This is a genomic window from Hymenobacter glacialis (assembly GCF_001816165.1).
GTDB lineage: Bacteria > Bacteroidota > Bacteroidia > Cytophagales > Hymenobacteraceae > Hymenobacter > Hymenobacter glacialis.
The window spans coordinates 26,548-46,870 of record NZ_MDZC01000055.1; the positions used below are offsets into that span (position 1 = coordinate 26,548).

Consider the following 20,323-nt stretch of genomic DNA (forward strand, 5'->3'; position numbering starts at 1 on the left):
GTCAAGCCCGAAACCGTTAGTCCCCACCCGCCAACTGACAGGCTAAAAGCACCTCAACCAGCAAATATTACCCGCAACTATAATTTACTTCGGCCTTACAGCCGCACTCCAATGCCCGGCCCTAGCAGATAAAACCACTTGCCGGCCGACAGCAGATACCCGCCGCCCAGATACAGCGGAAACGTGAACTTGGCCTCGCGCCGCGTGGGGTACACCGAGCCCAGAATCACGATGCCCAAGTCCCGGTCGTTGCTGCTGGTGTTGCTCAGGTTGAAGGCGTTGAGGGCCACGAAGCCCGCGCCAATCTTATAGGGGCGCAGGCGGTTGATTTTGTCGGGGCTGTAGAAGCTGAGCTGCGCCAGCGTGGCCAGCGAAATGCCGCCGAACGAGCCGTAGCCGCTTTCGCCCTGCCGCCGCGTGAGCAGGCCGGCCGGAAAGCTCACGTCGATGTCGAACTTGTAGCGGCGCTTGAGCACCACTTCCACGGTTTGGGTGTAGCCGGGCTCTGAGTAGGGCGCCGTTTGGTGCTTCACCGTCACGAGAATGCGGCTCCAATCGTCGAGGTCGTAGGTTTTGCGGGCCAGCAGGGTGTTCAGGCTCAGTGGGTCGGTGCGGCACTGCTTGTCGGCGTAGAAGGCGGCGCGGGGCGAGTTGTCGCCGGGGCAAATCACCACGTTGTCCACGGTGCGCAGCTCCATGAGCTCGCCCTTGCTGTTGAGCGTGCGGATTTCGAAGCTCAGAAACTGCTTGCCATACAGCTGCTCGCCCTGGTCGATGCCGTTGGGATTAAACTGAAAAACCACGTCCCGAATGGTGCCGTCATAGAGCACCGGCCCGCCCAGCCGGGTGATGGGCCGGGCTGCCACGCCGTAGCCCACCGACACGAAATCCAACGGATGCGGCCGCTGAAACTCCTTGATGATGAGGGCGTGGCCAATGGGCTGCCCGAGGTTGTAGATGGTGCTTTTGCGCTTGGCATAGCCCACCGGCACCAGCACCCGGTACACCAGCCGCGCATCGGTGCGCACCGACGAATCGGAGGGCACAATGGGCAAATCTTCGAACGAGAGGCGGGCTTTCTGCAGCCCCTCGCCCTCCAGGCGCACGTCCACCATTTCGCCGGGGCTCACGCTCAGGTTCGAGGTCCATTCGCCGCCGCGGTGCAGCACCTGCACGCTGCGCACCACGGTTTCGGGCGTGATGTCGAGGTTGGTGATGTAGCGGGCAGCGTCGTTTTCCTTGATGTAGAGGTAGCCCGCCGTCTGGCGGTGGGTGTTGTAAGGACGCAGGTAGCACAGCACCCGGTCGTTGCTCAGGTACTGCCGCGTGAAGAGTTCGGCAATGAGCGTGCCGCCGGGTTCTTCCTGGTCCTCAATGCGGTAGGTGCGCCGCAAGTCGAAGCTGCGGCCGTTGTCCAGAATCAGCTCTATGCCCCGGCGGCGGTTCAGCTCATTCAGGGTCACGCTGCGCTGGTCGGGCGAGAGGAACCGCAGCCGGCTCCCTTTCACGTTGAATTCCTGCCGCAGCACTGGCAGCTGGTAGCTCAGGCGGCCGTTGGGCAGCAGGGTGGGCCGCTCGGTTTGCAGCTTCACCTGCAGGGTGCGGGCGCCCAGCTGGTGGGGCAGCACGTGCAGGCGCAAGGTGCCATCGGGTTCGGCCACCACCCGGTAGTCGAACTCGGGGCCGCGCACCCACTCGCCGGTGGCGCGCACGTTGCGGGCATGCGAGCTGGTGAGCTCAAGTACCTTTTCCTCGCCCACAAACAGCTCGTTTTCGGGCACGCGCAGGGCCAGCGTGGTGCGGGCCAGCGGCAGCAGCGCCACTTCCTGCCGCCGCGGCTCCCGGCCCACCGAGTCGGCGGGCTGCTCCACCACCAGGCGCAAAAACTGGCTATTGGTCAGGTTATTAAATTTCAACCGCGTCCGAAACCCACCGTCGGCTTCTTTGGTCAGCGAATCGAGCTGCTGGTAGTCGGGCGTGCGGCGCAGGCGCAGGGGTTTCGCGTTGGCGCTGGCCGGGTACAGGCGCAGCTCCACGGTTTCATCGTCGCGCCGAAACCAGAAATACTGCGCGGGCACGCCCTGCACGTCCACGGTATTGCGGCTGAGCAGGTACACGGCCGTATCGGTCTTCAGGCTCACTTCCCGCACCACGGCCCCGCCACCCGGCACCGTCTGGCCCAGCCCACGCTGGGAAAAGCTCAAAAGCAGAACACCTAAAAGGGCAAAAACAAATCGAAATCGTAACAAAAAAACCATCCCACACAACCGAGACGGACATTTAGCCTCGTGCGGCAAAGGTCGGGAATGCTAAGCCCGGCTACAATCTTTCGTATATAATTTAGCTGGAATGGGAGCACCTCATATCTTCTTCCGAGGCGCAGTGCCCAGCAGCAGCAGCACCAGCAGTAGAAACCCAGTAGCGCCCAGGCTCCACCAGGTTATTTCGGGCACGCCGCGCCGGTACGGCATATCCGGCGAGTAGCGCCCCAGCAGCGTGAGGCCCGAAAAAATGAGCCCGCCCATGCTCAGCAGGGCCAGAATGGTGCGGCTCACCAGCTGGTCGGCCTTGCGCATGAGCGTGTTGTAGCCCACTAGCTCAAACTTCAGCCGCAGCTCGCCCTTGCTGATTTTGCGCACAATCTGGCGCACGTCCGAGGGCAGCGTTTGCAGCAATGCCAGGAGCTGCGTGCCCGTGTATTCGGCTTCGCTGAGCAGGTTTTGGCGCGAGTACTGCTCCCGCACGATTTTGGCGCCATAGGGCCGCACAAACTCAAAGGTGTTGAAATGGGGGTGCAGCACCTTGCCAATTCCTTCCAGAATAACCAGCGCCCGCAGGATGAGAAACACCGCGCCCGGCACCTGCAATTTGTAATTGTAAATCACGGTTTGGAGCGCGTCGGCCAGGTCGCTCATGCTCATCTCCTTCACGTCGAGCGTGGCGAAGTCTTCAATCAGCTGGCTGAGGTCGGACTCGAACGCGCGCATGTCCGGGATTTCGGCCGTGAGGGCCAGCCTCCGGAAATTGAGGGCCATGCTGCGCGCATCCTGCCGCGCCATGCCAATAAACACGCCCGCAAACGCGTACTTCTGCTGCTTGGTGAGCCGGCCCACCATCCCGAAGTCAATGAGCACGATGGTGCCGTCGGGCTGCACCAACACGTTGCCGGGGTGCGGGTCGGCGTGGAAAATCCCGAACTCAAAAATCTGCGTCAGGTAAATATCCATGCCGTTTTCGGCCACGGCACCCGGGCTCAGGCCCCATTCCTGCAGCTGCGCTTTATCGGTGATTTTGCAGCCGCTTATGTACTCAATTACCAGTATACGCGAAGTACTCAACTCCCGGAACGGTTTGGGAATGTAAAACGAGGTGTAGTCCGCATAGAGCTTGCGGAACTGTTCCATGGAGCGGGCCTCGGCCGTGTAGTCCAGCTCCTTGCTCATGCTGCGCTCGAAGGCGTCCACTACGTCCTGCGGGTTGGCCAGGCCCTGCTTTTGCAGGAAGCCCGCCGTGAGGCGCACCAGCTCGTGCAGCAGGGCCAGGTCGGAACGCACTTTCTCGCGCACGCCGGGGCGCTGCACCTTCACCACCACTTCTTCGCCCGTGAGCAGCCGCGCCCGGTGCACCTGCCCAATGCTGGCCGAACCCAGCGTCACGTCATCAAACTCGCTGAAAACCTCCGTTATCGGACAGCCCAGCTCCTCTTCAATAATCTGCCGGGCCAGCACCACGTCAAACGGCGGCACGTTGCTTTGCAGCTTCTCAAACTCGTCAATCAGGGCCTGGGGCAGCAGGTCGGCCCGGTTGCTCATGGCTTGGGCCAGCTTGATAAAAGTGGGCCCCAGCTCTTCAATAATGAGGCGCACCCGCTCCCAGCGCGTGGTTTCAAACACCTGGCGGTCGGCCCGCTGCCAGTTCAGGCGGCGCGCCTGGCTCACCAGCCGGCGCAGCGGCGTGGTGGTCACCACGTCCTCGAAGCCATAGCGGAGCAATACCTCCGCTACCTGCCGGATGCGCGCAAGGTTGGAAATCGTGTTTTTAAACATCGGCAGTGAAAGTAGTGCTACGGCGCGGCTTTGGTGGCCGGCCCCGAACAAAAGCCCCGCTCACAAGACGCGAACGGGGCTTCTGATAACCTTATGAGGCAAAATACCTACGCCTTGTCGCCGTTGACCGCTGAGGAGTTGGCAGCGGCAGCGGGCTTTTTGGCGGCAGGCTTCTTGGCCGCACCAGCTTTGGCCGCTGCCGATTTCTGGGCCGTGCCCGCTGCACTGCTCACTTTGTCGGCCGCTTTTTTGGTGGCACCGGCTGCCTTGCTGGCAACGCTGGAGGCGGGCTTGGCGGCTGCTTTGCCAGCGGGCTTCTTGGCCGCCGACGACTTCGAACCGCTCTTGTCTTTAGCCTTGGTTTCGCTTAAGCCCACCGTGCTCTTGATGCGCTCCGAAAGGCCCTGGAACTGCTTCTCTAATTCCACGCGCTTGGTCTCGCCGCTTTTCATGAGCTCGTCCACAATCTTCTTGCCCTCGGCCTGGGTCATCTTGTTGTCTTTCACCAGCTTCTCGATGGTGGTTTGTACCGACTTGCTGCCCTGCGCGATGTAGCCCACGCCGGCATTTACGAACTTTTTGAACAAATCTTCCATGATGAGGAACGGGTTGGGGTGAAAATGAAATCGGATAAGCAGCTGAAATAAAGTCTATTGCCCCAAAAGATTAGTATGCAAGCCGACTATTTTCGTTGCAAACCTACGCACGCAACGCAATATAGTTGAGCAGTGTACGCCTTTTTCCTGTAAAAAGTGGAGTGAAAGCCTTCCAGGCGAGAAATATTTTTGAAAACCGCTGCTTCCCTACCCGCTACTGCCTTTGGCCGAGTCCCGCCAGCCGTGTGCTCAGGCGGCCCGGCGGCGCGGGGTGGCGCGCCGGGGCTCGGCGACAGGCGGCGCAGACGCCAGATGAGCATGACGTTCTGCTTTGTCTTAACTATGGTTTTTGGCCCAGCTTATTGCCCCGGTAGCCTTTGATGGCCAGCGGTATCCAGCCCAATACGGGCACGAAGTACGCGAGGGTAATGGGGTTGCGCCACACCATGCGCAACCAGGCGCCGGGGCGGTCGATTTGCATGCGAAAATTGCGGCGGCCCTCCTTCACGTACAGCCGCTCAAACTCGGCAAACATGGCGGGCCAGGCAAAGGGCAGGAAAAACGGAAAGAACCGGCGGTTTTCTTTGATGCGCTGCCAGAGCTCGCCCCAACGGTAGGGTTTCTGGCCGTGGTTGTGCACGGCAACGTCCATCTCGGCCTGCATTTGCAGGCGTATCTGCTCGGATATGGCCAGGTAGTCTTCGCGGGTAAGCTCGTCGCGGTTTTTGGTGGTGAGGTCGGAGTGCCGGATGCGGGTGCCCATCACGAAGGTGAGCTTGGCCGGAAAAGCCAGGTAAAACGCCCACGGCTGAATAATGACCAGCACCAGCATCAGGGTGAGCGGCAAAAACGGGATGCCGATTTTTTTGGTCAGCCGGTTGATGGGCTCGAAGCTGTAGGCGTAGGGGTTGAGGTACTCGGCGTTGATGGTGTAGAAGGGCACAATGTCGGTGCCGTGCTCCAGGCTCAGGCGCACCATGCTGGTGGCCAGGCGCTGCAGCTGGTACTTGCGGTTGAACCCCTTGCCGATGCCGGGCACGCCTTCCGGGTACAGCATCAGGTTGTGGTCCTGGTAGTACATCATGGTTTCAAAATTCAGCGTCGTGGCGTCCACACAGCCGTTTTTCTTCCAGAAATCCTTCACCAGGTAAGGGTTCATCAGGGCCGTTTGCGAGAGCATGGGGGCCGAGAGCGGACGGGGCAAGTCGCGCAGCGAGCCCCGGGTTTTGAGCAGGTGGCGCCACAGGTGCGAGAGGGCCACCATGGCGTCCCAGGGGAAGGCCATGCCGGAGTGGTTGCTGGCAAAAATCAGGGGCCGGTCGGGCCGGTTGCGCTGCGGGAAATCCTCAAAGCCCACCAGCTCCGAGCGAAACCACACCCGGTCGAGCAGCTGCAGCAGGTTCTCGTCCAGCGTCTGCGTAAATTCTTCCCGGAAATAGTCGTCGTAAATGTGCTGGTTCGCCTGAATAGCGGGCGGAGGCAACGTGGAAGAAGCGGCAGGGGGCATAGGCAAAGTAGCAGCAGGCGGAGGAAAGATAGGCGAATTTCACCCGCCGCCGGGCTCCCTCCTGCCCCACTCTGCCGCCCGGCCCTGCCTAGCCGCGGCTGCCAAAAATGGCGCTGCCCACCCGCACCAGCGTGCTGCCCTCGGTCACGGCCAGGGCGTAGTCGCCGCTCATGCCCATCGATATTTCGCAAAAAGCCGGCTCATTGGCAAAATGAGTGGCTTTAAGCTGCTCAAAGTACCCGCGCAGCTGCCCAAACTCCTCCCGCAGCCGGGCCTCGTCGCGGGTGAAGGTGGCCACGCCCATTACGCCGGTCAGGCGCACGTGTTGCAGCTGCCGGAATTCGTCGGAGGCCAAAATTTCGTCGGCCTCGTCCAGCGACAGGCCCGACTTATTTTCTTCCTGCGCGATGTGAAACTGCAGCAGCCCGTTGATAACCCGGCCGTGGGTGGCAGCGTGCTTATCCAACTCCCGCAGCAGCTTGAGGCTGTCGATGCTTTGCACGGTGTGCACAAACGGCGCCACCAGCTTGGCCTTGTTGGTTTGCAGCTGCCCAATGAGGTGCCACTCCACGTCGGCGGGCATCTGAGGCTGCTTGGCGGCCATTTCCTGGGGCCGGTTTTCGCCAAACATACGGGCACCTGCCGCGTAGGCTTCCTCCAGCTTCTCCACGGGGTGGGTTTTGGTGACTACCACCAGGCGAGCCGCCGTGCCAGCCAGCTCGTTTTCAATGCGGTGGATGTTCTCGGCTATGCTCATCGCTGATTGGCGTTGATTGAATTGATTTCGTTGATGATTTTTATCTGATATGTTAATGGAAGAACCTCGCAAAACAACAGGTGTTTGAACCGACTAGCAGAACCAATGGCATTCGCCATCAACGAAACTATTTCAATCAACGCCAATCAGCGATTTAGTCCTCCAGCGGATTGCTCAGGAAAGTACTTTTCAAGAGCAGCCATAGCAGCCACAGGCCGATGGACAGCCAGAGGTAGGGCAGGTAAAAATCTTTGGTGTTGCGGTAGCGGGTCTGCTTAATTTCGGACTTTTCCAGGCGGTTAATCTGGTTGAATACTTCGCGCAGGCCCGCCGTATCGGTAGCCCGGAAGAACTGGCCCTCCGCCGCGGCGGCCAGCTCGCGCATGGTGGTTTCGTCGAGGCGGGTGTCCACGTAGCGGGTTTCGCCTTGCTCGTTTTTGCCGTAGGGCACAAACCCGTCCTGCCCCAGCCCGATGGTGTAGATGCGAATGCCGTAAGCGTGGGCCAGCTTTGCCGCCAGCACGGGGTCGAGGCTGCCCGCGTTGCTCTCGCCGTCCGACAGCAGAATGCACACCTTGGAGCGGGCCGTGGACTCGCGCAGGCGGTTGGTGGCCACGCCCAGGGCGCTGCCAATGGCCGTGCCATCGAGCTTAATCATGCCGAAGCGCAGGCTGGCCAGCTGCTCCTGCAGCAGGTCGTAGTCGGTGGTGAGGGGAGCCAGCGAATAAGCATCTCCGGCAAACGCCACCAGGGCCAGTCGGTCGCCGGCCCGGCCGCGCAGGAAATCGGCCGCAATGCGCTTGGCAGCGGCCAGTCGGTTGGGGCGCAGGTCCTCTATTTCCATGGAGCCCGACACGTCGAGGGCCAGCACAATGTCGATGCCACGGCCGGACTGCTCCACCCGCTCGTCGGTGCGCTGGGGCCGGGCCAGGGCCACCACGGCAAAGCTGAGCGCCAGGCCCAGCACCACATCGGGCAAAAACCGCAGAGCCGCCATCCAGTCGCGCGGGTTCGCTTCCGGCCCCAGGGCTACCCCCACCGTAGCGCGCCGCCGGGCCAGTACCCAGCGCAGCACAAACAGCAGGGGCACCGCCGCAATGAGCAGCAGCAGCCGCGGCTCCTGCCACTGGTAGCCCGCCAGGGTGGTATAGCGCAGAAGGGTGAAAAAGTCGTTCAATTAAAATTGGTAGTTGTACTTCGAAACAAGTGCTAATGGTAATGATTAGTAATAGACGCGTAGCGCCGCTCGGCAAAGCCCCGCAGGCGCTGAAAAGCCTGGTCTACTTCCTCGGCATCTTCGGTCTGCAGGTTGCCATAAATAACTTTATCGGTGGCGCTGAGGGCTTTGCTAACGTCAACCTCGTTTGCGAAATAGGCCACAATTTCGCGCGTCGTGAAGGAGCTTAGCTCGCTGTTTTCGAGGCTGGCGAGGTAGTTTTTCCAGAGCGCCACGGCCCTTTCCACATTATTAGCGGAGCGCGACAATTCGAAGCGTTCGACGTGGCGGGCAAACTGGGCCAGGAAATAGCCGTGGTTTTTGCGCATTTTGTACGCCTGGTAGCGCCGGGTAAGGGGGCGGCGAAACAGGGCCGCGCTGCCCGCCAGCAGCAGCAGCACGGCCACCGCGCCGGCCACCCAATACGGGTAGTTAAACACGGGCTCCACCGGCACCAGGTCCAGGTTCTGGCGTAGTTCGGGCCGGGCGGTGGCGGTGGGCTGCGGCGCGGCCGTGCGGCGCAGGCGCACCTGGCTGGCGGGCGGCGCCACGCGCAGCGTGTCCTCGCCCCGGAGTATGGCCACGGGCAAGGCCAGGCGCTGCACCGAATCGAGGCGGAACGTGCGGAGGTGGTAAATGGCGCGGTCCAGGCTGCGGCCCTGGCGGGTGCGGGTGGGGAAATACGTTTTGCCCACGTACTCAAACGGCCCGAATTCGGCCAGCGAATCCGGAAACACCACTTCCAGGTCGGGCGCGTGCTCGTAGCGCAGCTCGTAGTCCAGCGAATCGCCCACGCGCACGGTGGCCTGCAAAAACCGGCCGGTGGGCACCGGCAGCGCCGGCGTCTGGGCCGCGGCCCGCCATACGGTCCCCGTGGGCCCGAGCACCACCAGCAGTACCGCCAGCAGCACGGCGAAGCCGGCCCGGTTTGCCGGGGGCAGGCGGCGAGCAAAAACAGCGGGTGAATGCGTCACGGTCAGGTCTGTTGGCGGCGATGCCGGAAGAGGTTCACCAGCTGCGGCACAAAGTCGCCTTCGGTGCTCAGGGCCAGAAAGCCGGTGCGGGTGCGGCGGCAGATGTTCACGAGCTGGCTTTCCTGCTGCCCGGCGGCGGCGGCCACCCGGGCCCGGAAACCGGGCGCCGACGTATTGACCCAGCGCACCCGGCCGGTTTCGGTATCGCGCAGCGGCACAATGCCCAGGGCGGGAAATTGCCGCTCGCGCGGAGCCAGCGTCTGCACCACTATCAGGTCGTGGCGCTGGGCCAGCATGGTGAGCTCGCGCTCGTAGCTGCCGTCAATAAAATCCGAAATCAGCACCACCAGGCTGCGGCGCTTGAGCAGGCCCAGCGCCTGCTTGATGCCCGCCCCGATGCCCGTGCGTCGCGACACCGGCTCCAGCGCAAACAGGCGCTGAATGAGGGCGTAGGCCGCCCGGGAGCCCTTGCCCGGCGGCATGTACAGCTCTTTCTGGTCGGAAAAAGCAAAAAGGCCCAGCGCCGAGCCCTGGCGGGCGGCAGAGAGCGCCAGCAGGCCCGCAATGTCGCGGGCCACGTCGAGCTTGCGCTGCTGGCCGTCGCCCACGTCCAGCGAGCCGCTCACGTCGAGCAACAGCAGCACCTGCTGCTCTTTTTCCTCGCGGTAGGTTTTCACAAAGGTGCCGTGCCCTTTGCTCGACACCGCCCAGTCGATGGCGCGCACCTCGTCGCCGTATTGGTACAGGCGCACATCGTCCACTTCCAGCCCGGTGCCCTTGAACACGGAGTGAAAATCGCCCTGCAATTGGGCCTCCACCGCCTTGCGAATGCGGATTTCGAGGTGGCGCAGGCGGCGCACCAGGGCAGTCAGGGCCGAAGGCACGGAGGGGTTCATGTCGGCGAAGCTACGGCTTGAGACTAACTTTACGACTGTGAAATCATTCCATTGCCGCTGCCTGGGCTCGCTGCTGCCCCTTCTCTTGCTGGTTCTGCCCGCGTGCCAGCGCCCCGAAGAGCCCCCGCAGCCCGCCGACCTGGTGCCCAAAGAGCGAATGACAGCCCTGCTAACCGACCTGCACATACTGGAGGCGCGCCTGGAAAACAGCCGTTTAAGCCCCGACTCGTCGCGGTCTCTCTACCTCTCGCAGCACAAGCTGGTGATGAAAAACCTGCAGGTCACAGACTCAGCCTTCCATCGCAGCTACCGCTACTACAGCATCCACGGCAAAGACCTGGATAATATCTACAAAGTGGTGATTGACACCCTGAAAGCGCGCGAAAACCGCCTGGAGCCTTCAAAAACAGGCCTGCTAACCCCGCCGCCCCCAATTCCGCAGCAGGACCGATAACCGCTACTTCGACTCAGATAAGTCGGCTGCCGTTGGGCACGGCACCTGGCACTCCGGCCAGCACAATGTGTCCGTCGGCATCAGCAAAACCGGTCACGAGTACTTCAGAGCGAAATTTGCCAATTTGCTTGGGCGGGAAGTTGACCACGGCCACTACCTGCCGGCCCAGTAGGGTGGCGGGCGTGTAGTGGTGCGTGATTTGGGCGCTGGATTTCTTCAGGCCGATTTCGGGGCCGAAATCAATGAGGAGCTGATAGGCCGGGCGCCGCGCCTCCGGAAAAGGATGCACTTCCCGAATGGTGCCCACCCGCAGGTCGACGCGTTCAAACTCAGTCCAGGTCAGCGCGGGAGTTTCCATGCCCGAAAGTAGCAACCCGGAAGCAAGGCGGGCTATTGAGGTGCCGCGAAGGCTTCGAGCTGGGCGAGCTTAATCTGGGTCTGCTTTTCCCAATAGTCCTGCTTCACGGTGTTGAGGCCGTGGTTGGTTTCCGCATCGAAGCGGTTTTGCTCCCGGTCCCACTCCGCGTACACGCCCTTGGTGAGGTTGTTGAACGCCGGCTGCAGCTTGGCACAGTCTGCTTTGGCCTGAAACACCACCAGCTTTTGCCGCATAATGCGGGCGTACACCTCCGTAATATCGAAGTGCAGCTGCTCGTGGCGCAGCAGCTGGGGCGTGAAGTTTTTCGGGTCGCGAAACCACGACAGAGCCGGGTCGAAAGTGGCCTGCACCGTGCCGGTGAACACGAAGTCGCGGCACGCGGCCCCGGCTTTGATGTCGGTGGTCGTCAGGGCCGCCAGCTTCTCGTAGGACTTGGGGCGGGCCTGAAAATCTTCAATAGCGAGCCGGCGCGTAGCCGACCACGGAATGGGAGCCGCCGCGGGCTTGGCGGGCTGTGTACCAGTGCCGGGGGCCGGGGCAGCCGGCTGGCCGGGCTTGGCCACCGGGCCTTGCAGCCACAGCGCGGCCACCACCACGAAAGAAGTCAGAAACGAGAACATGAATTGGTAGTAAAAGCGAGGAAAACGACGTTTAACAAGTCGAACAGTGTCGGCTGCGCAAAAATTGCTCCATTGCTCAATAATAAGCACTCGTGCAGAAATATTCAGACCGTCATGCTGAGCTTGTCGAAGCATCTCTACCACGCCTCTTGTCATGCTGACGAAGGAAGCATCCTCTCGCCGGAGAACGAATCGTTGCTGGGTGAGAAGGTCCTTCGCTACGCCGACCTTTGGTTCGCAAGCTCAGGATGACAGAAGAAGCAGTAGAGATGCTTCGACAAGCTCAGCATGCGTTTTTTTTGCTGCAGGCGTTTCTGCACAGATTCCTAACAACCAAAAACTTCCACCTGACCTCCTACGCCGTGGCGTGCTCCCCGGCAACTGGCAGCGCCGCCGCGTATTCAGGCCTGGTTTCGCGCAGAAAACGCAGCAGCAGCACCACCGCCACAATGGTCAGGCCCACGAGCAGGCCGGTCCACACACCGGGCGCGCCCATGCCCATCTTGAAGCCCAGGAAATATCCCAGCGGCAAGGCCACCGCCCAATACGCCAGCAGGGCCACCACCGAGGGCACCTTCACGTCTTCCAAGCCGCGCAGGGCACCCAGGCCCACCACCTGCAGCCCATCGGACACCTGAAACAGGGCCGCTACCAGCAGCAGCGTAGCGGCCTGCTCCACCACCAGCGGGTCGCTGATGTAGATGTAGGGCACGGCGTGCCGGGTGGCAATGAGCAGCACCGCCATCACGCCCATAAACCCAAACGTGAGCCAATACGCTGCAAACCCCGCCTGCCGGGCCGCCAGCAGATTGCCTGCGCCCCGCAGGTTGCCTACCCGAATGGTGGCCGCCGCCGCAATGCCGCTGGCCGCCATGTAGGTCATGCTGGCCACGTCGATGGCTACTTTGTGCGCCGCTTCGGTGGTCACGCCCAGCCAGCCCGCCATGAGCAGCGACGTGGCAAAAGCGCCCACTTCCAGGGCCATTTGCACGCCAATGGGAGCGCCCAAATCCACCACGCGGCGCACGGTAGTGCCCTCCGGCAGCCAGCTGGTCACGGCCGCGCGCTCGGCGCGCAGGCGCTTGGCCCGCAGCACGTAAGCACCCATAAATACCGCCATCAAGGTGCGGGCAAACAATGTGGCCCAGGCCGAACCCATCATGCCCATTTCGGGCGCTCCCCACGCTCCGTACACCAGCGCGTAGCACAGCACGCCATTCAGCACGTTGCCCAGAATGGACAGCCACATGGCCTGCCGCGTGAGCCCCAGCCCCTCGGCAAACTCGCGGAAGCCCTGGAACACCATCAGCGGAAACAGCGACAGGCTGATGACCTGCACCCAAGGGCCGGCCAGTACCACTACCTCGGCCGGCTGGCCCAGCCACGGCAGCAGGTAGGGCACCAGCTGGCCCAGCCCGGCCAGCACCAGCCCGGCCAGCGCATTGGTCCACACCGAAGCCACCAGCAGGCGGCCGAGCTCGGGAAAGTCGCGGCGGCCGTCGGCAGCGGCCACCAGGGGCACGCTGCCCATGCTCAGGCCCACGCCCAGCACCAGCAGCACGCTGGTGGTGCTCACGCCCACGCCCACGGCCGCCAGGGGCACCTTCCCAATATGGCCCACCACCACAGAATCCACGAAATTGACCATCACGTGGCCCAGCTGCGAGAGCATGACCGGGTAAGCGAGCAGCAGCGTTGGACGCAGATGCGGACGAAGATTTTTCAACACAAAAACAGAAAGCAACCGGCAACCTAGCCGCCGCAAAGGTACGGCTACCGGCTTGTGGGCAAACGCCTCACAGCGCATTCCAGAGGCTCTTAAAATGGAGACCAGCGCTCCGCCAAGTGCTTTTGTTCCAAAAACCCGGTTACCGGACCGCCACTGGTGCCAGCACCTGCTGCATAATGGCCGCGGCCCGCGCAAGGTCGGCCGTGGGTAGGGCATAGGAAAGCCGCGCAAAACCCGGCGCGCCGCACGTGGCCCCGTCCACTACCACCAGCCCGGCCGCCGCCAGCCGCTGCACCAGCTGCGCCGATGCGGCGTCGGCCGGCAACTGGGGGTCGAGAAAGCGAGTGAAATCTGCGAAAACGTAGTAAGTCCCCCCGGGAATGGGACCAGCTACCGCACCGGGCAATGCTGCCAGGCTATCCAGCAACAGGCAGCGGTTGCCGGCCAGCTGGGCGCACAGCGCCCCGGCAATGGCATCGGCCTGTCGGGTAGCGGCCAGGGCAGCGGCCTGTGCCGGCACGGGCACCGCCAGGCCGGTGCCAAACAAGCGGGCCGCTACGGCCGGGGCCAGCGCGGGCGGCACCACCGCACACCCCACGCCCCAGCCCGCCAGGGCCAGCGACTTAGAGAAGCCACTCACCACCACGTGCCGTTGGTGCGGGTCGGGAAAGGACAATAGGGTGGGCACCGACTCTGGTCCGAAGTTGATGCCTTCGTAAATCTCATCGCTGAGCACCCACAGCTGCGGGAATTCTGCCGTGACGGCCAGTACTGCCTCCCACTCCGCCCGGGAATACACCCGCCCCGTTGGGTTATTAGGGTTGCTAATTATCAGAAGTTTAGTATCCGAAGTGAGAGCGGCTCGCAGCACCTCCGGGGTCAGGGCGTAGTCGTCGGCCGCGGCCAGCGGCAGGGTGCGCAGCGTGCCACCGGTCCGGCGCACCAGTTCCCAAAACCCAAACCAGTTGGGCGTAGGCATCAGCACGTCGTCGCCGGGAGCTAGCAGCTCGCTGAGGATGGCATAAAGCCCGGTTTTGGCCCCGCTGGTCACCATAACCTGTGCCGCGCTCAGGCTGGCGGCCCCGCGCTGCCGGTAGCGCTGGGCCAGGGCTTCGCGCAGCTCAGGCAAGCCGGCCGCAGGGCTCACTTCCAGCGGCTTGGCCTCGTGCTGGGCATCGGCCAGCACGGCCAAAGCGGCTTCCATGGCCGCGGCAGGCACCGCAAAATTTCCGTATCCTGAGGCTAAGCTGACCATGTTTTTTTCTCGTTTAACGCTTGGGCCAGGGCCCTGTTACTCATGCGCGGCCATCACCACATCGGCAAAGTCGGTGTCGGCATCGGTAAAGGTGTCCACCACCCGCAGGCCCGCCTGAGCGGCCAGCTCCTCAATCTGAGGCAGCGTAAATTTAAATGAATTCTCGGTGTGAATCACCTCCCAGGCGGCAAATTGAAAGGTTTCGTCCAGGGCCGGTATGCGCACCTGCTGGGCCCTGGTGCTCACCAGAAACGACCGCACCGCACCGCTGAGGGGGCTGTAGTCGGTGAAGTGCTGCCAGTTGGCCAGGTCGAAATCCGCGTGCAGCTCCCGGTTGAGCCGAGTGAGCAGGTTGAGGTTGAAGGCAGCCGTAACGCCCTGGCTGTCATCGTAGGCAGCGCGAATGCGGCGCGGGTCTTTCTGCAGGTCGAAGCCGATGAGCAGGCGGTCGGCTGGGGCCAGGGGCGCGGCCAACTGCCGCAAAAAGCTCAGCCGGTCGGCCGGGGCAAAATTGCCGATGTTAGACCCCAGAAAAAGCACGCCTTTGCTGCCCGGACGGCTGCCGAGCTGGCTCAGGGCCGTGGCGTAGTCCGACACCACCGGAGCCACCTGCAGGCCGGGCATTTCCTGCTGCAGGCCATTGACCAGCCCCGACATGGCCCCCGCCGAAATGTCCACCGGGGCGTAGGTAAAGTCCGCATCGGTGCGCAGAAACTCGCGCAGCAGCACCTTCGTTTTGGAACCGTCGCCCGCGCCCAACTCCACCAGCGCAAACGGGCCGTTGACGGCTGGCCGCAGGGCCTCGGCAATGGCCGCGCCATGCTGCTCAAAAATGGCAAACTCGGCCCGCGTGGGGTAGTACTCCGGCAGCGCCATAATTTGCTGAAACAGCCGACTGCCCGCGTCGTCGTAGAAGTACATGGACGACAACGCCTTGGGCGTTTGGCGCAGGCCCGTGGCCACGTGCTGGGCCAGCGCGCTTAGGGGGCGGCTTAGGGTGGAAGATGAACTCATGCAGCTGCTAAAAACGAGTTAAAAAGAGTAGTAACCGGAAACTTGCGCTTGGGCAGCGCCGCTTTAGCGGGCCAGCCGAATGCCGGTGAATTGCCAGCGCTTGTCGGCGTGGAAAAAGTTGCGGTAGCTGATGCGGATGTGGTTTTCGGGGGTGGCGCAGGAGCCGCCGCGCAGCACCAGCTGGTTCACCATAAACTTGCCGTTGTACTCGCCCAGTGCCCCGGCGGCGCGGGAGTAGCCGGGGTAGGCATGGTAGGCCGAGTAAGTCCACTCCCAGCAGTCGCCCAGCAGCTGATGGCAGGCGCTGGGGTCAGCGTCGGCGGGCAAGGGCTGCGGGTCCAACGCGTTGCTTTCGAGCCAGGTGCCGCCCTCGGGGGTGGCGTTAAAATGGCAGGCGGCGGTTTCCCATTCGGCCTCGGTGGGCAGGCGGGCGCCGGCCCAGTTGGCGTAGGCATCGGCTTCGTAAAAGCTCACATGGGTAACGGGCGCGGCGGGGTCCACGGCCAGCAGGCCGTGGTGCGTGAAGCGGTACCACCCGCCTGCCTTCTGCACCCAGTACAGCGGAGCGGTCCACCCTTCGGCCTGGAGCAGGTCCCAGCCCTCCCCCATCCAGAAGCGGAAGTCGCGGTAGCCGCCCGCTTCCATAAAGGCCAGGTAGTCAGCATTGGTCACGAGGCGGTTTTGCAGCTCAAACGGCGCCACCAGCACGTCGTGCGCGGGTAATTCATTATCGAAGCAAAAACCCTCTTCCTGAAAACCTACCCTGCAAATGCCCCCGGGCACCGGCAACCACGTGGCGCTGGCAACTGGCGCGGCCGCCTGCACATTAGCCTTTTCCGAAATTGGCAGGTAAGCCGGTGCCAACGGACTGGTGCTGAGGATGTACTTGATGTCGGTAGCGAGCAGCTCCTGGTGTTGCTGCTCGTGCTGCAGGCCCAGCTCCAGCAGCTCAAAAAAGGTGGCCGGCAGCTCGTGGGGCTTCGCGAGCAGTGCGGCCAGGGCGGCGTCTACGTGGTTGCGGTAAGCCAACACGTCGGCCAGGGCCGGGCGCGAGAGCGTGCCCCGGTCGGCCCGGTTCACGCGGGACCCCAGCGAGTTGTAGTAAGAGTTGAACAGGAAAGCGTACTCCGGGTGAAATACCTGGTAGCCGGGTGCGTACTCCCGCAGCAAAAACGTTTCCCAGAACCAGGTGGTGTGCGCCAGGTGCCACTTGGGCGGGCTCACGTCTATCATGGGCTGCACCACCGTGTCTTCGGGCAGTAGCGGGGCACACAGGGCGGTGCTTTGAGTGCGCACGGCTTGGTAGCGCGCCAGCCAGGACGGGGCAATGCGGGGTGGCGACTGAATTTCGAGGGTGGAAGACATGGGCAGGGGCGTGAGCGGAGACAACAACTAGAACCACTAACCGGGTTAGCAGGGCGGAGGTTGCGTTTGCAAGGAACCGGCATTAAATACGGGGTCGTGAGCCAGTATACAGCAAACACGCAGTGAGCCTGCGAAAGGTACGTAGAAGCTCTTCCGTACAAAGTGGTATTTGCATTCATTTTGAGTTCAAATCACAACTAAACAGCTGGGTTAAAGTAGGATTATCGCCAATTATGATTACACTTGCATCATTCCTCACCTTCTTTCCATATTCCAATGGCATCTTCAATTTCTGATATCGCCAATACCGCCGGCGGTGCTGCCAAGAGTGGCACCCGTCCCGCCAACCGGGTAGGTACTAAAAGCCGTAGGGGCTTTGCTGCCATGAGCCCCGAGACCCAGCGCCGCATCGCCAGCGAAGGCGGCAAAGCATCGCACGCCAGCGGGCGCGGCCACCGCTTCTCGGCCGAAGAAGCCCGGGACGCCGGCCGCAAGGGTGGCCTGGTAAGCCGCCGCGGCAAGACCTCGCCCACGGCCAGCAAGTAAGCGCCACCCAGGCGGGCGATGCCGCGCATCTTTGCGCTATGCTTCGCCTCACCTACACGCAGCGCGCCCTGCGCTTCAACTTTCCTGCCCGCACTTCCCGGGGTGCCCTTGCCGAGCACGTGGCCTGGTACCTGTACCTGACCGATACCGCCGCTCCCGCTGCCGCCGGCCTGGGCGAGGCCGCCCCGCTGGCGGGCCTCAGCCCCGATTACGACTCCACATTTCCAGACGCAGTAGCCCAGCTCTGCGACCGGTTCAATGCCGGGGCATTTGCCACTTTCGCGGTGGCCGATGTCCCGGCATTTGTGGGTCCGGGCCTGCCGTCGCTGGTGTTTGCCCTCGAAACGGCCGTGCTCGACCTGGCCCACGGCGGGCTCCGGCAGCTCTACGCCAACGCCTTCGGCCAGGGCCGGGCCGCGCTGCCCATCAACGGCCTGGTGTGGATGGGCGACGCGCCGTTTATGCGCGAGCAGATTCGGCAGAAGCTGGCGGCCGGGTATTCGTGCCTGAAACTCAAAATTGGCGGGCTAGACTTCGCCACGGAACTGGCGCTGCTCACCGAAATCCGCGCCGTGGCGGGCCCGGAGCAGCTCATGTTGCGCGTGGATGCCAACGGGGCCTTCGCCCCCGCCGACGCTCCCGCCAAGCTGGAACAGCTGGCCGCCTTTCGCATTCATTCCATCGAGCAGCCCATCGCGGCCGGGCAGCGCCCCGCCATGGCGGCCCTGGCTCGTGCCTCGCCCCTGCCCATTGCCCTCGACGAGGAGCTGATTGGGGTGGTGGACCCGGCCGAGCAGGCCGCGCTGCTCGATGAAATTCAGCCGGCCTTCATCGTGCTCAAACCCACGCTGCTGGGCGGCCACGCAGCCACGCACCGCTGGGTGGCGCTGGCCCAGGCCCGGGGCATCGGCTGGTGGATTACCTCGGCGCTGGAGTCGAACGTGGGCCTGAACGCGGTGGCCCAGCTCACCGGTCAGTACGAGGTGGCCGGCTTTGCTCAGGGCCTGGGCACGGGCCAGCTGTACCAAAACAATGTGGCGGCCCCGCTGGATATTACGGGCGGCTGGTTGCGCTACGACCCCGCCGGGGCATGGGAGCTGCCGTAGGCCGGTGCGCCGGCATCAGGTAATGGCGCGGCTTCTTCGCTTAACTTACCGGTTCGGTTGCGTTTCCTCGCTATGCTTGTTTCGCGTGTTCTGCGTTTGCTCCTTTTCCTGGGCCTTGGCTGGGAAATGCGCACGCCCGCGCACGCCCAGCCCGGTACTGCGCCGGGTCTTTTCGGCTTGAGCAACCCCCGGCAGAAAAAGGCCCGCATTCCCATTCAGCTGCAACGCAACCTGCTGGTGGTGAAAGCCAATTTGAACGGCAGCGGCCCCTACAATTTCCTGCTCGACACGGGCGTGAACACGTCCATCATCACCTCCCCCACCCTGGCCGACTCGCTGGGGCTGCGGCATGGGCAGCAGTACCGCGTGGTGGGCGCCGGTGGCCTCGATACGGGCCTGCTGGCCTACCAGACCGACAGCGTGCGGGTAGAGCTGGACGGCGTGGTGGCCCCGCACATGACCTGGCTGGTGCTCTCCGACGATGCCCTGAACCTCTCGGGCTACATCGGCATGCCCATTCACGGCATCCTGGGCTCCGAGCTGTTCCGCAGCTTTGTGGTGGCCCTGCAGCTGGATAACAACCAGATGGTGGTGCACGACCCGGCCACGTTCCGCGCTCCCTCCGGCAAGAAATGGGACGCGGTGCCCCTGACAGTACAAAAAAACAAGGCCTACTTCACCGCCAACGTGCAGCTGACCGACTCGCTGACCCTGCCGCTAAAGCTGGTGCTCGACACCGGTGCGAGCCACGCCCTATCCATAGAGCTCGAATCGGACCCGCGCCTGATGGCCCCGGCCCGGCGCCTGCCCACCGACCTGGGCCGGGGCCTCTCGGGCATTGTGCAGGGCTACCTGGGCCGGGTGCCCACGCTGCGGCTGGGGCGCTACCGCCTGCGCTCGGTGCTCACCTCCTACCCCAACGCCGCCGATGTGCAAAGCCGCACCGACGTGGCCCGCAACGGCAACATTGGCTACGAGCTGCTCAAGCGCTTCTCGCTCATCATCGACTACCCGCACCAGCGCATGCTGCTGCGGCCCAATTCAAGATTTCGGGACCCGTTTGAGCACGACATGTGCGGCATTGAGCTGCTGGCGGCCGGCCCCCAGTACCGCCGCTACCTGATACTTCGCGTCATGCCCGGGTCGCCGGCCGATGCCGCCGGCCTGCAGGTCGAGGATGAGCTGCTCAGCATCAACTTTCTACCAGTGGAAGGCTTCACCCTCACCCAGCTCGACCGCATCCTGCATTCGGAAGACGGGCGCGTGCTGCTCCTGGTGCTGCGCCGCGCCGATGGCAGCCTGCACACTGCCTCGGTGCGCCTCAAACGGCAGATTTGAGCCGGACCGGCGGCTGTACCTTCGCGGCGTATTACCGCCATCACAACTCCCCATCCGCTTTCTATGACTGCTCGTCTTTTAATTCAACTCGCTGGCCTGCTTGGTGGCCTGGGCGTGGCCATCGGCGCCTTTGGGGCCCACGGCCTGCGCGGCTTCCTTGAAAAAACCGGTCGTTTCGATACCTTCGAAACCGCCGTGCGCTACCAGTTTTACCACGTGCTGGCGTTGCTGGCCATCGGCGTGCTGTGGGCGGCCCGCCCCGAGCTGCGGGCGCTGGGCACCACGGGCTGGCTGTGGCTGGGCGGCATCATCGTGTTCAGCGGGTCGCTGTATGCGCTGGTGTTCACAGGCGTTACCAAGCTGGGCGCGGTGGCGCCCATTGGCGGCCTGCTCCTCATGGCCGGCTGGATTAGCCTGCTGCTGGCGGCACGCAAGCTGTAGCGCGCTGGCCCGGCCGCTGGGCCGGCTGCGTCTCACCCTAAAAAGCTGCGCGCTTGCGGTCAGGCCCTTTTAGGGTCGGTTCTA

At 63.2% G+C, this 20,323-nt stretch carries 19 protein-coding genes; 5 read left to right on the forward strand and 14 right to left on the reverse strand.

Annotated features, from left to right (window positions below; all coding sequences use genetic code 11):
* Nucleotides 1-95: 95 nt before the first annotated feature.
* From BEN48_RS07625 to BEN48_RS07660, 8 genes are all read right to left on the reverse strand, one after another.
* Complete coding sequence (locus tag BEN48_RS07625; protein ID WP_070734001.1) at nt 96-2,204, reverse strand: hypothetical protein; 2,109 nt, start codon at nt 2,202-2,204, stop codon at nt 96-98.
* 156 nt (nt 2,205-2,360) lie between these two features.
* Nucleotides 2,361-4,046 carry an ABC1 kinase family protein gene (locus tag BEN48_RS07630; RefSeq protein ID WP_070734002.1) on the reverse strand — a complete coding sequence of 562 codons (1,686 nt, stop codon included), beginning with the start codon at nt 4,044-4,046 and terminating at the stop codon, nt 2,361-2,363.
* Nucleotides 4,047-4,153: 107 nt separating this feature from the next.
* Nucleotides 4,154-4,642, reverse strand: a complete 489-nt coding sequence (locus BEN48_RS07635; protein WP_070734003.1) for a phasin family protein — start codon at nt 4,640-4,642, stop codon at nt 4,154-4,156.
* Between the two features lie 340 nt (nt 4,643-4,982).
* On the reverse strand, nt 4,983-6,149 hold the full coding sequence (locus tag BEN48_RS07640; RefSeq protein ID WP_070734004.1) for a lysophospholipid acyltransferase family protein: 1,167 nt from the start codon (nt 6,147-6,149) through the stop codon (nt 4,983-4,985).
* Nucleotides 6,150-6,237: 88 nt separating this feature from the next.
* Complete coding sequence (locus BEN48_RS07645; protein WP_070734005.1) at nt 6,238-6,906, reverse strand: YggS family pyridoxal phosphate-dependent enzyme; 669 nt, start codon at nt 6,904-6,906, stop codon at nt 6,238-6,240.
* A gap of 154 nt (nt 6,907-7,060) precedes the next feature.
* Nucleotides 7,061-8,083, reverse strand: coding sequence for a VWA domain-containing protein (locus tag BEN48_RS07650; RefSeq protein ID WP_070734006.1), 1,023 nt, complete (start codon nt 8,081-8,083; stop codon nt 7,061-7,063).
* 32 nt (nt 8,084-8,115) lie between these two features.
* Nucleotides 8,116-9,096 (reverse strand): hypothetical protein, encoded by a 981-nt coding sequence (locus BEN48_RS07655; RefSeq protein ID WP_070734007.1) that lies wholly within the window; start codon nt 9,094-9,096, stop codon nt 8,116-8,118.
* A 2-nt stretch (nt 9,097-9,098) separates the two neighbouring features.
* Nucleotides 9,099-9,992, reverse strand: a complete 894-nt coding sequence (locus BEN48_RS07660; protein WP_070734008.1) for a DUF58 domain-containing protein — start codon at nt 9,990-9,992, stop codon at nt 9,099-9,101.
* 37 nt (nt 9,993-10,029) lie between these two features.
* On the opposite strand from BEN48_RS07660, the gene BEN48_RS07665 reads away from it, so the two are divergent.
* Nucleotides 10,030-10,446 carry a DUF4296 domain-containing protein gene (locus tag BEN48_RS07665; RefSeq protein WP_070734009.1) on the forward strand — a complete coding sequence of 139 codons (417 nt, stop codon included), beginning with the start codon at nt 10,030-10,032 and terminating at the stop codon, nt 10,444-10,446.
* A gap of 13 nt (nt 10,447-10,459) precedes the next feature.
* Here the strand turns inward: BEN48_RS07665 and BEN48_RS07670 are convergent, their stop codons facing one another.
* From BEN48_RS07670 to egtB, 6 genes are all read right to left on the reverse strand, one after another.
* Nucleotides 10,460-10,804: a tRNA-binding protein gene (locus BEN48_RS07670; RefSeq protein WP_070734010.1), complete on the reverse strand. Its 345-nt coding sequence runs from the start codon at nt 10,802-10,804 to the stop codon at nt 10,460-10,462.
* Nucleotides 10,805-10,836: 32 nt separating this feature from the next.
* The gene (locus BEN48_RS07675; RefSeq protein WP_070734011.1) at nt 10,837-11,445 is read right to left on the reverse strand and encodes a DUF922 domain-containing protein; all 609 of its coding nucleotides are present in this window, start codon (nt 11,443-11,445) and stop codon (nt 10,837-10,839) included.
* Nucleotides 11,446-11,800: 355 nt separating this feature from the next.
* Nucleotides 11,801-13,171, reverse strand: a complete 1,371-nt coding sequence (locus tag BEN48_RS07680) for an MATE family efflux transporter (protein WP_241502211.1) — start codon at nt 13,169-13,171, stop codon at nt 11,801-11,803.
* A gap of 142 nt (nt 13,172-13,313) precedes the next feature.
* Nucleotides 13,314-14,429 (reverse strand): pyridoxal phosphate-dependent aminotransferase, encoded by a 1,116-nt coding sequence (locus tag BEN48_RS07685; RefSeq protein ID WP_083320870.1) that lies wholly within the window; start codon nt 14,427-14,429, stop codon nt 13,314-13,316.
* Nucleotides 14,430-14,465: 36 nt separating this feature from the next.
* A complete protein-coding gene (egtD, locus tag BEN48_RS07690; RefSeq protein WP_070734014.1) occupies nt 14,466-15,443 on the reverse strand; it encodes an L-histidine N(alpha)-methyltransferase in 978 nt (325 codons plus the stop codon).
* A gap of 63 nt (nt 15,444-15,506) precedes the next feature.
* Nucleotides 15,507-16,808, reverse strand: a complete 1,302-nt coding sequence (gene egtB / locus BEN48_RS07695) for an ergothioneine biosynthesis protein EgtB (protein WP_070734015.1) — start codon at nt 16,806-16,808, stop codon at nt 15,507-15,509.
* A gap of 276 nt (nt 16,809-17,084) precedes the next feature.
* On the opposite strand from egtB, the gene BEN48_RS07700 reads away from it, so the two are divergent.
* The 4 genes from BEN48_RS07700 to BEN48_RS07715 all read left to right on the forward strand — a co-directional run bounded on the left by BEN48_RS07700 (nt 17,085) and on the right by BEN48_RS07715 (nt 20,239).
* A complete protein-coding gene (locus BEN48_RS07700; protein ID WP_070734016.1) occupies nt 17,085-17,354 on the forward strand; it encodes a KGG domain-containing protein in 270 nt (89 codons plus the stop codon).
* A gap of 38 nt (nt 17,355-17,392) precedes the next feature.
* Entirely contained in the window at nt 17,393-18,460 is a 1,068-nt protein-coding gene (locus tag BEN48_RS07705) for an o-succinylbenzoate synthase (protein ID WP_070734017.1), read from the forward strand.
* Between the two features lie 72 nt (nt 18,461-18,532).
* On the forward strand, nt 18,533-19,798 hold the full coding sequence (locus BEN48_RS07710; protein ID WP_083320871.1) for an aspartyl protease family protein: 1,266 nt from the start codon (nt 18,533-18,535) through the stop codon (nt 19,796-19,798).
* 63 nt (nt 19,799-19,861) lie between these two features.
* Entirely contained in the window at nt 19,862-20,239 is a 378-nt protein-coding gene (locus tag BEN48_RS07715; RefSeq protein WP_070734019.1) for a DUF423 domain-containing protein, read from the forward strand.
* The last annotated feature ends 84 nt before the right edge of the window (nt 20,240-20,323 follow it).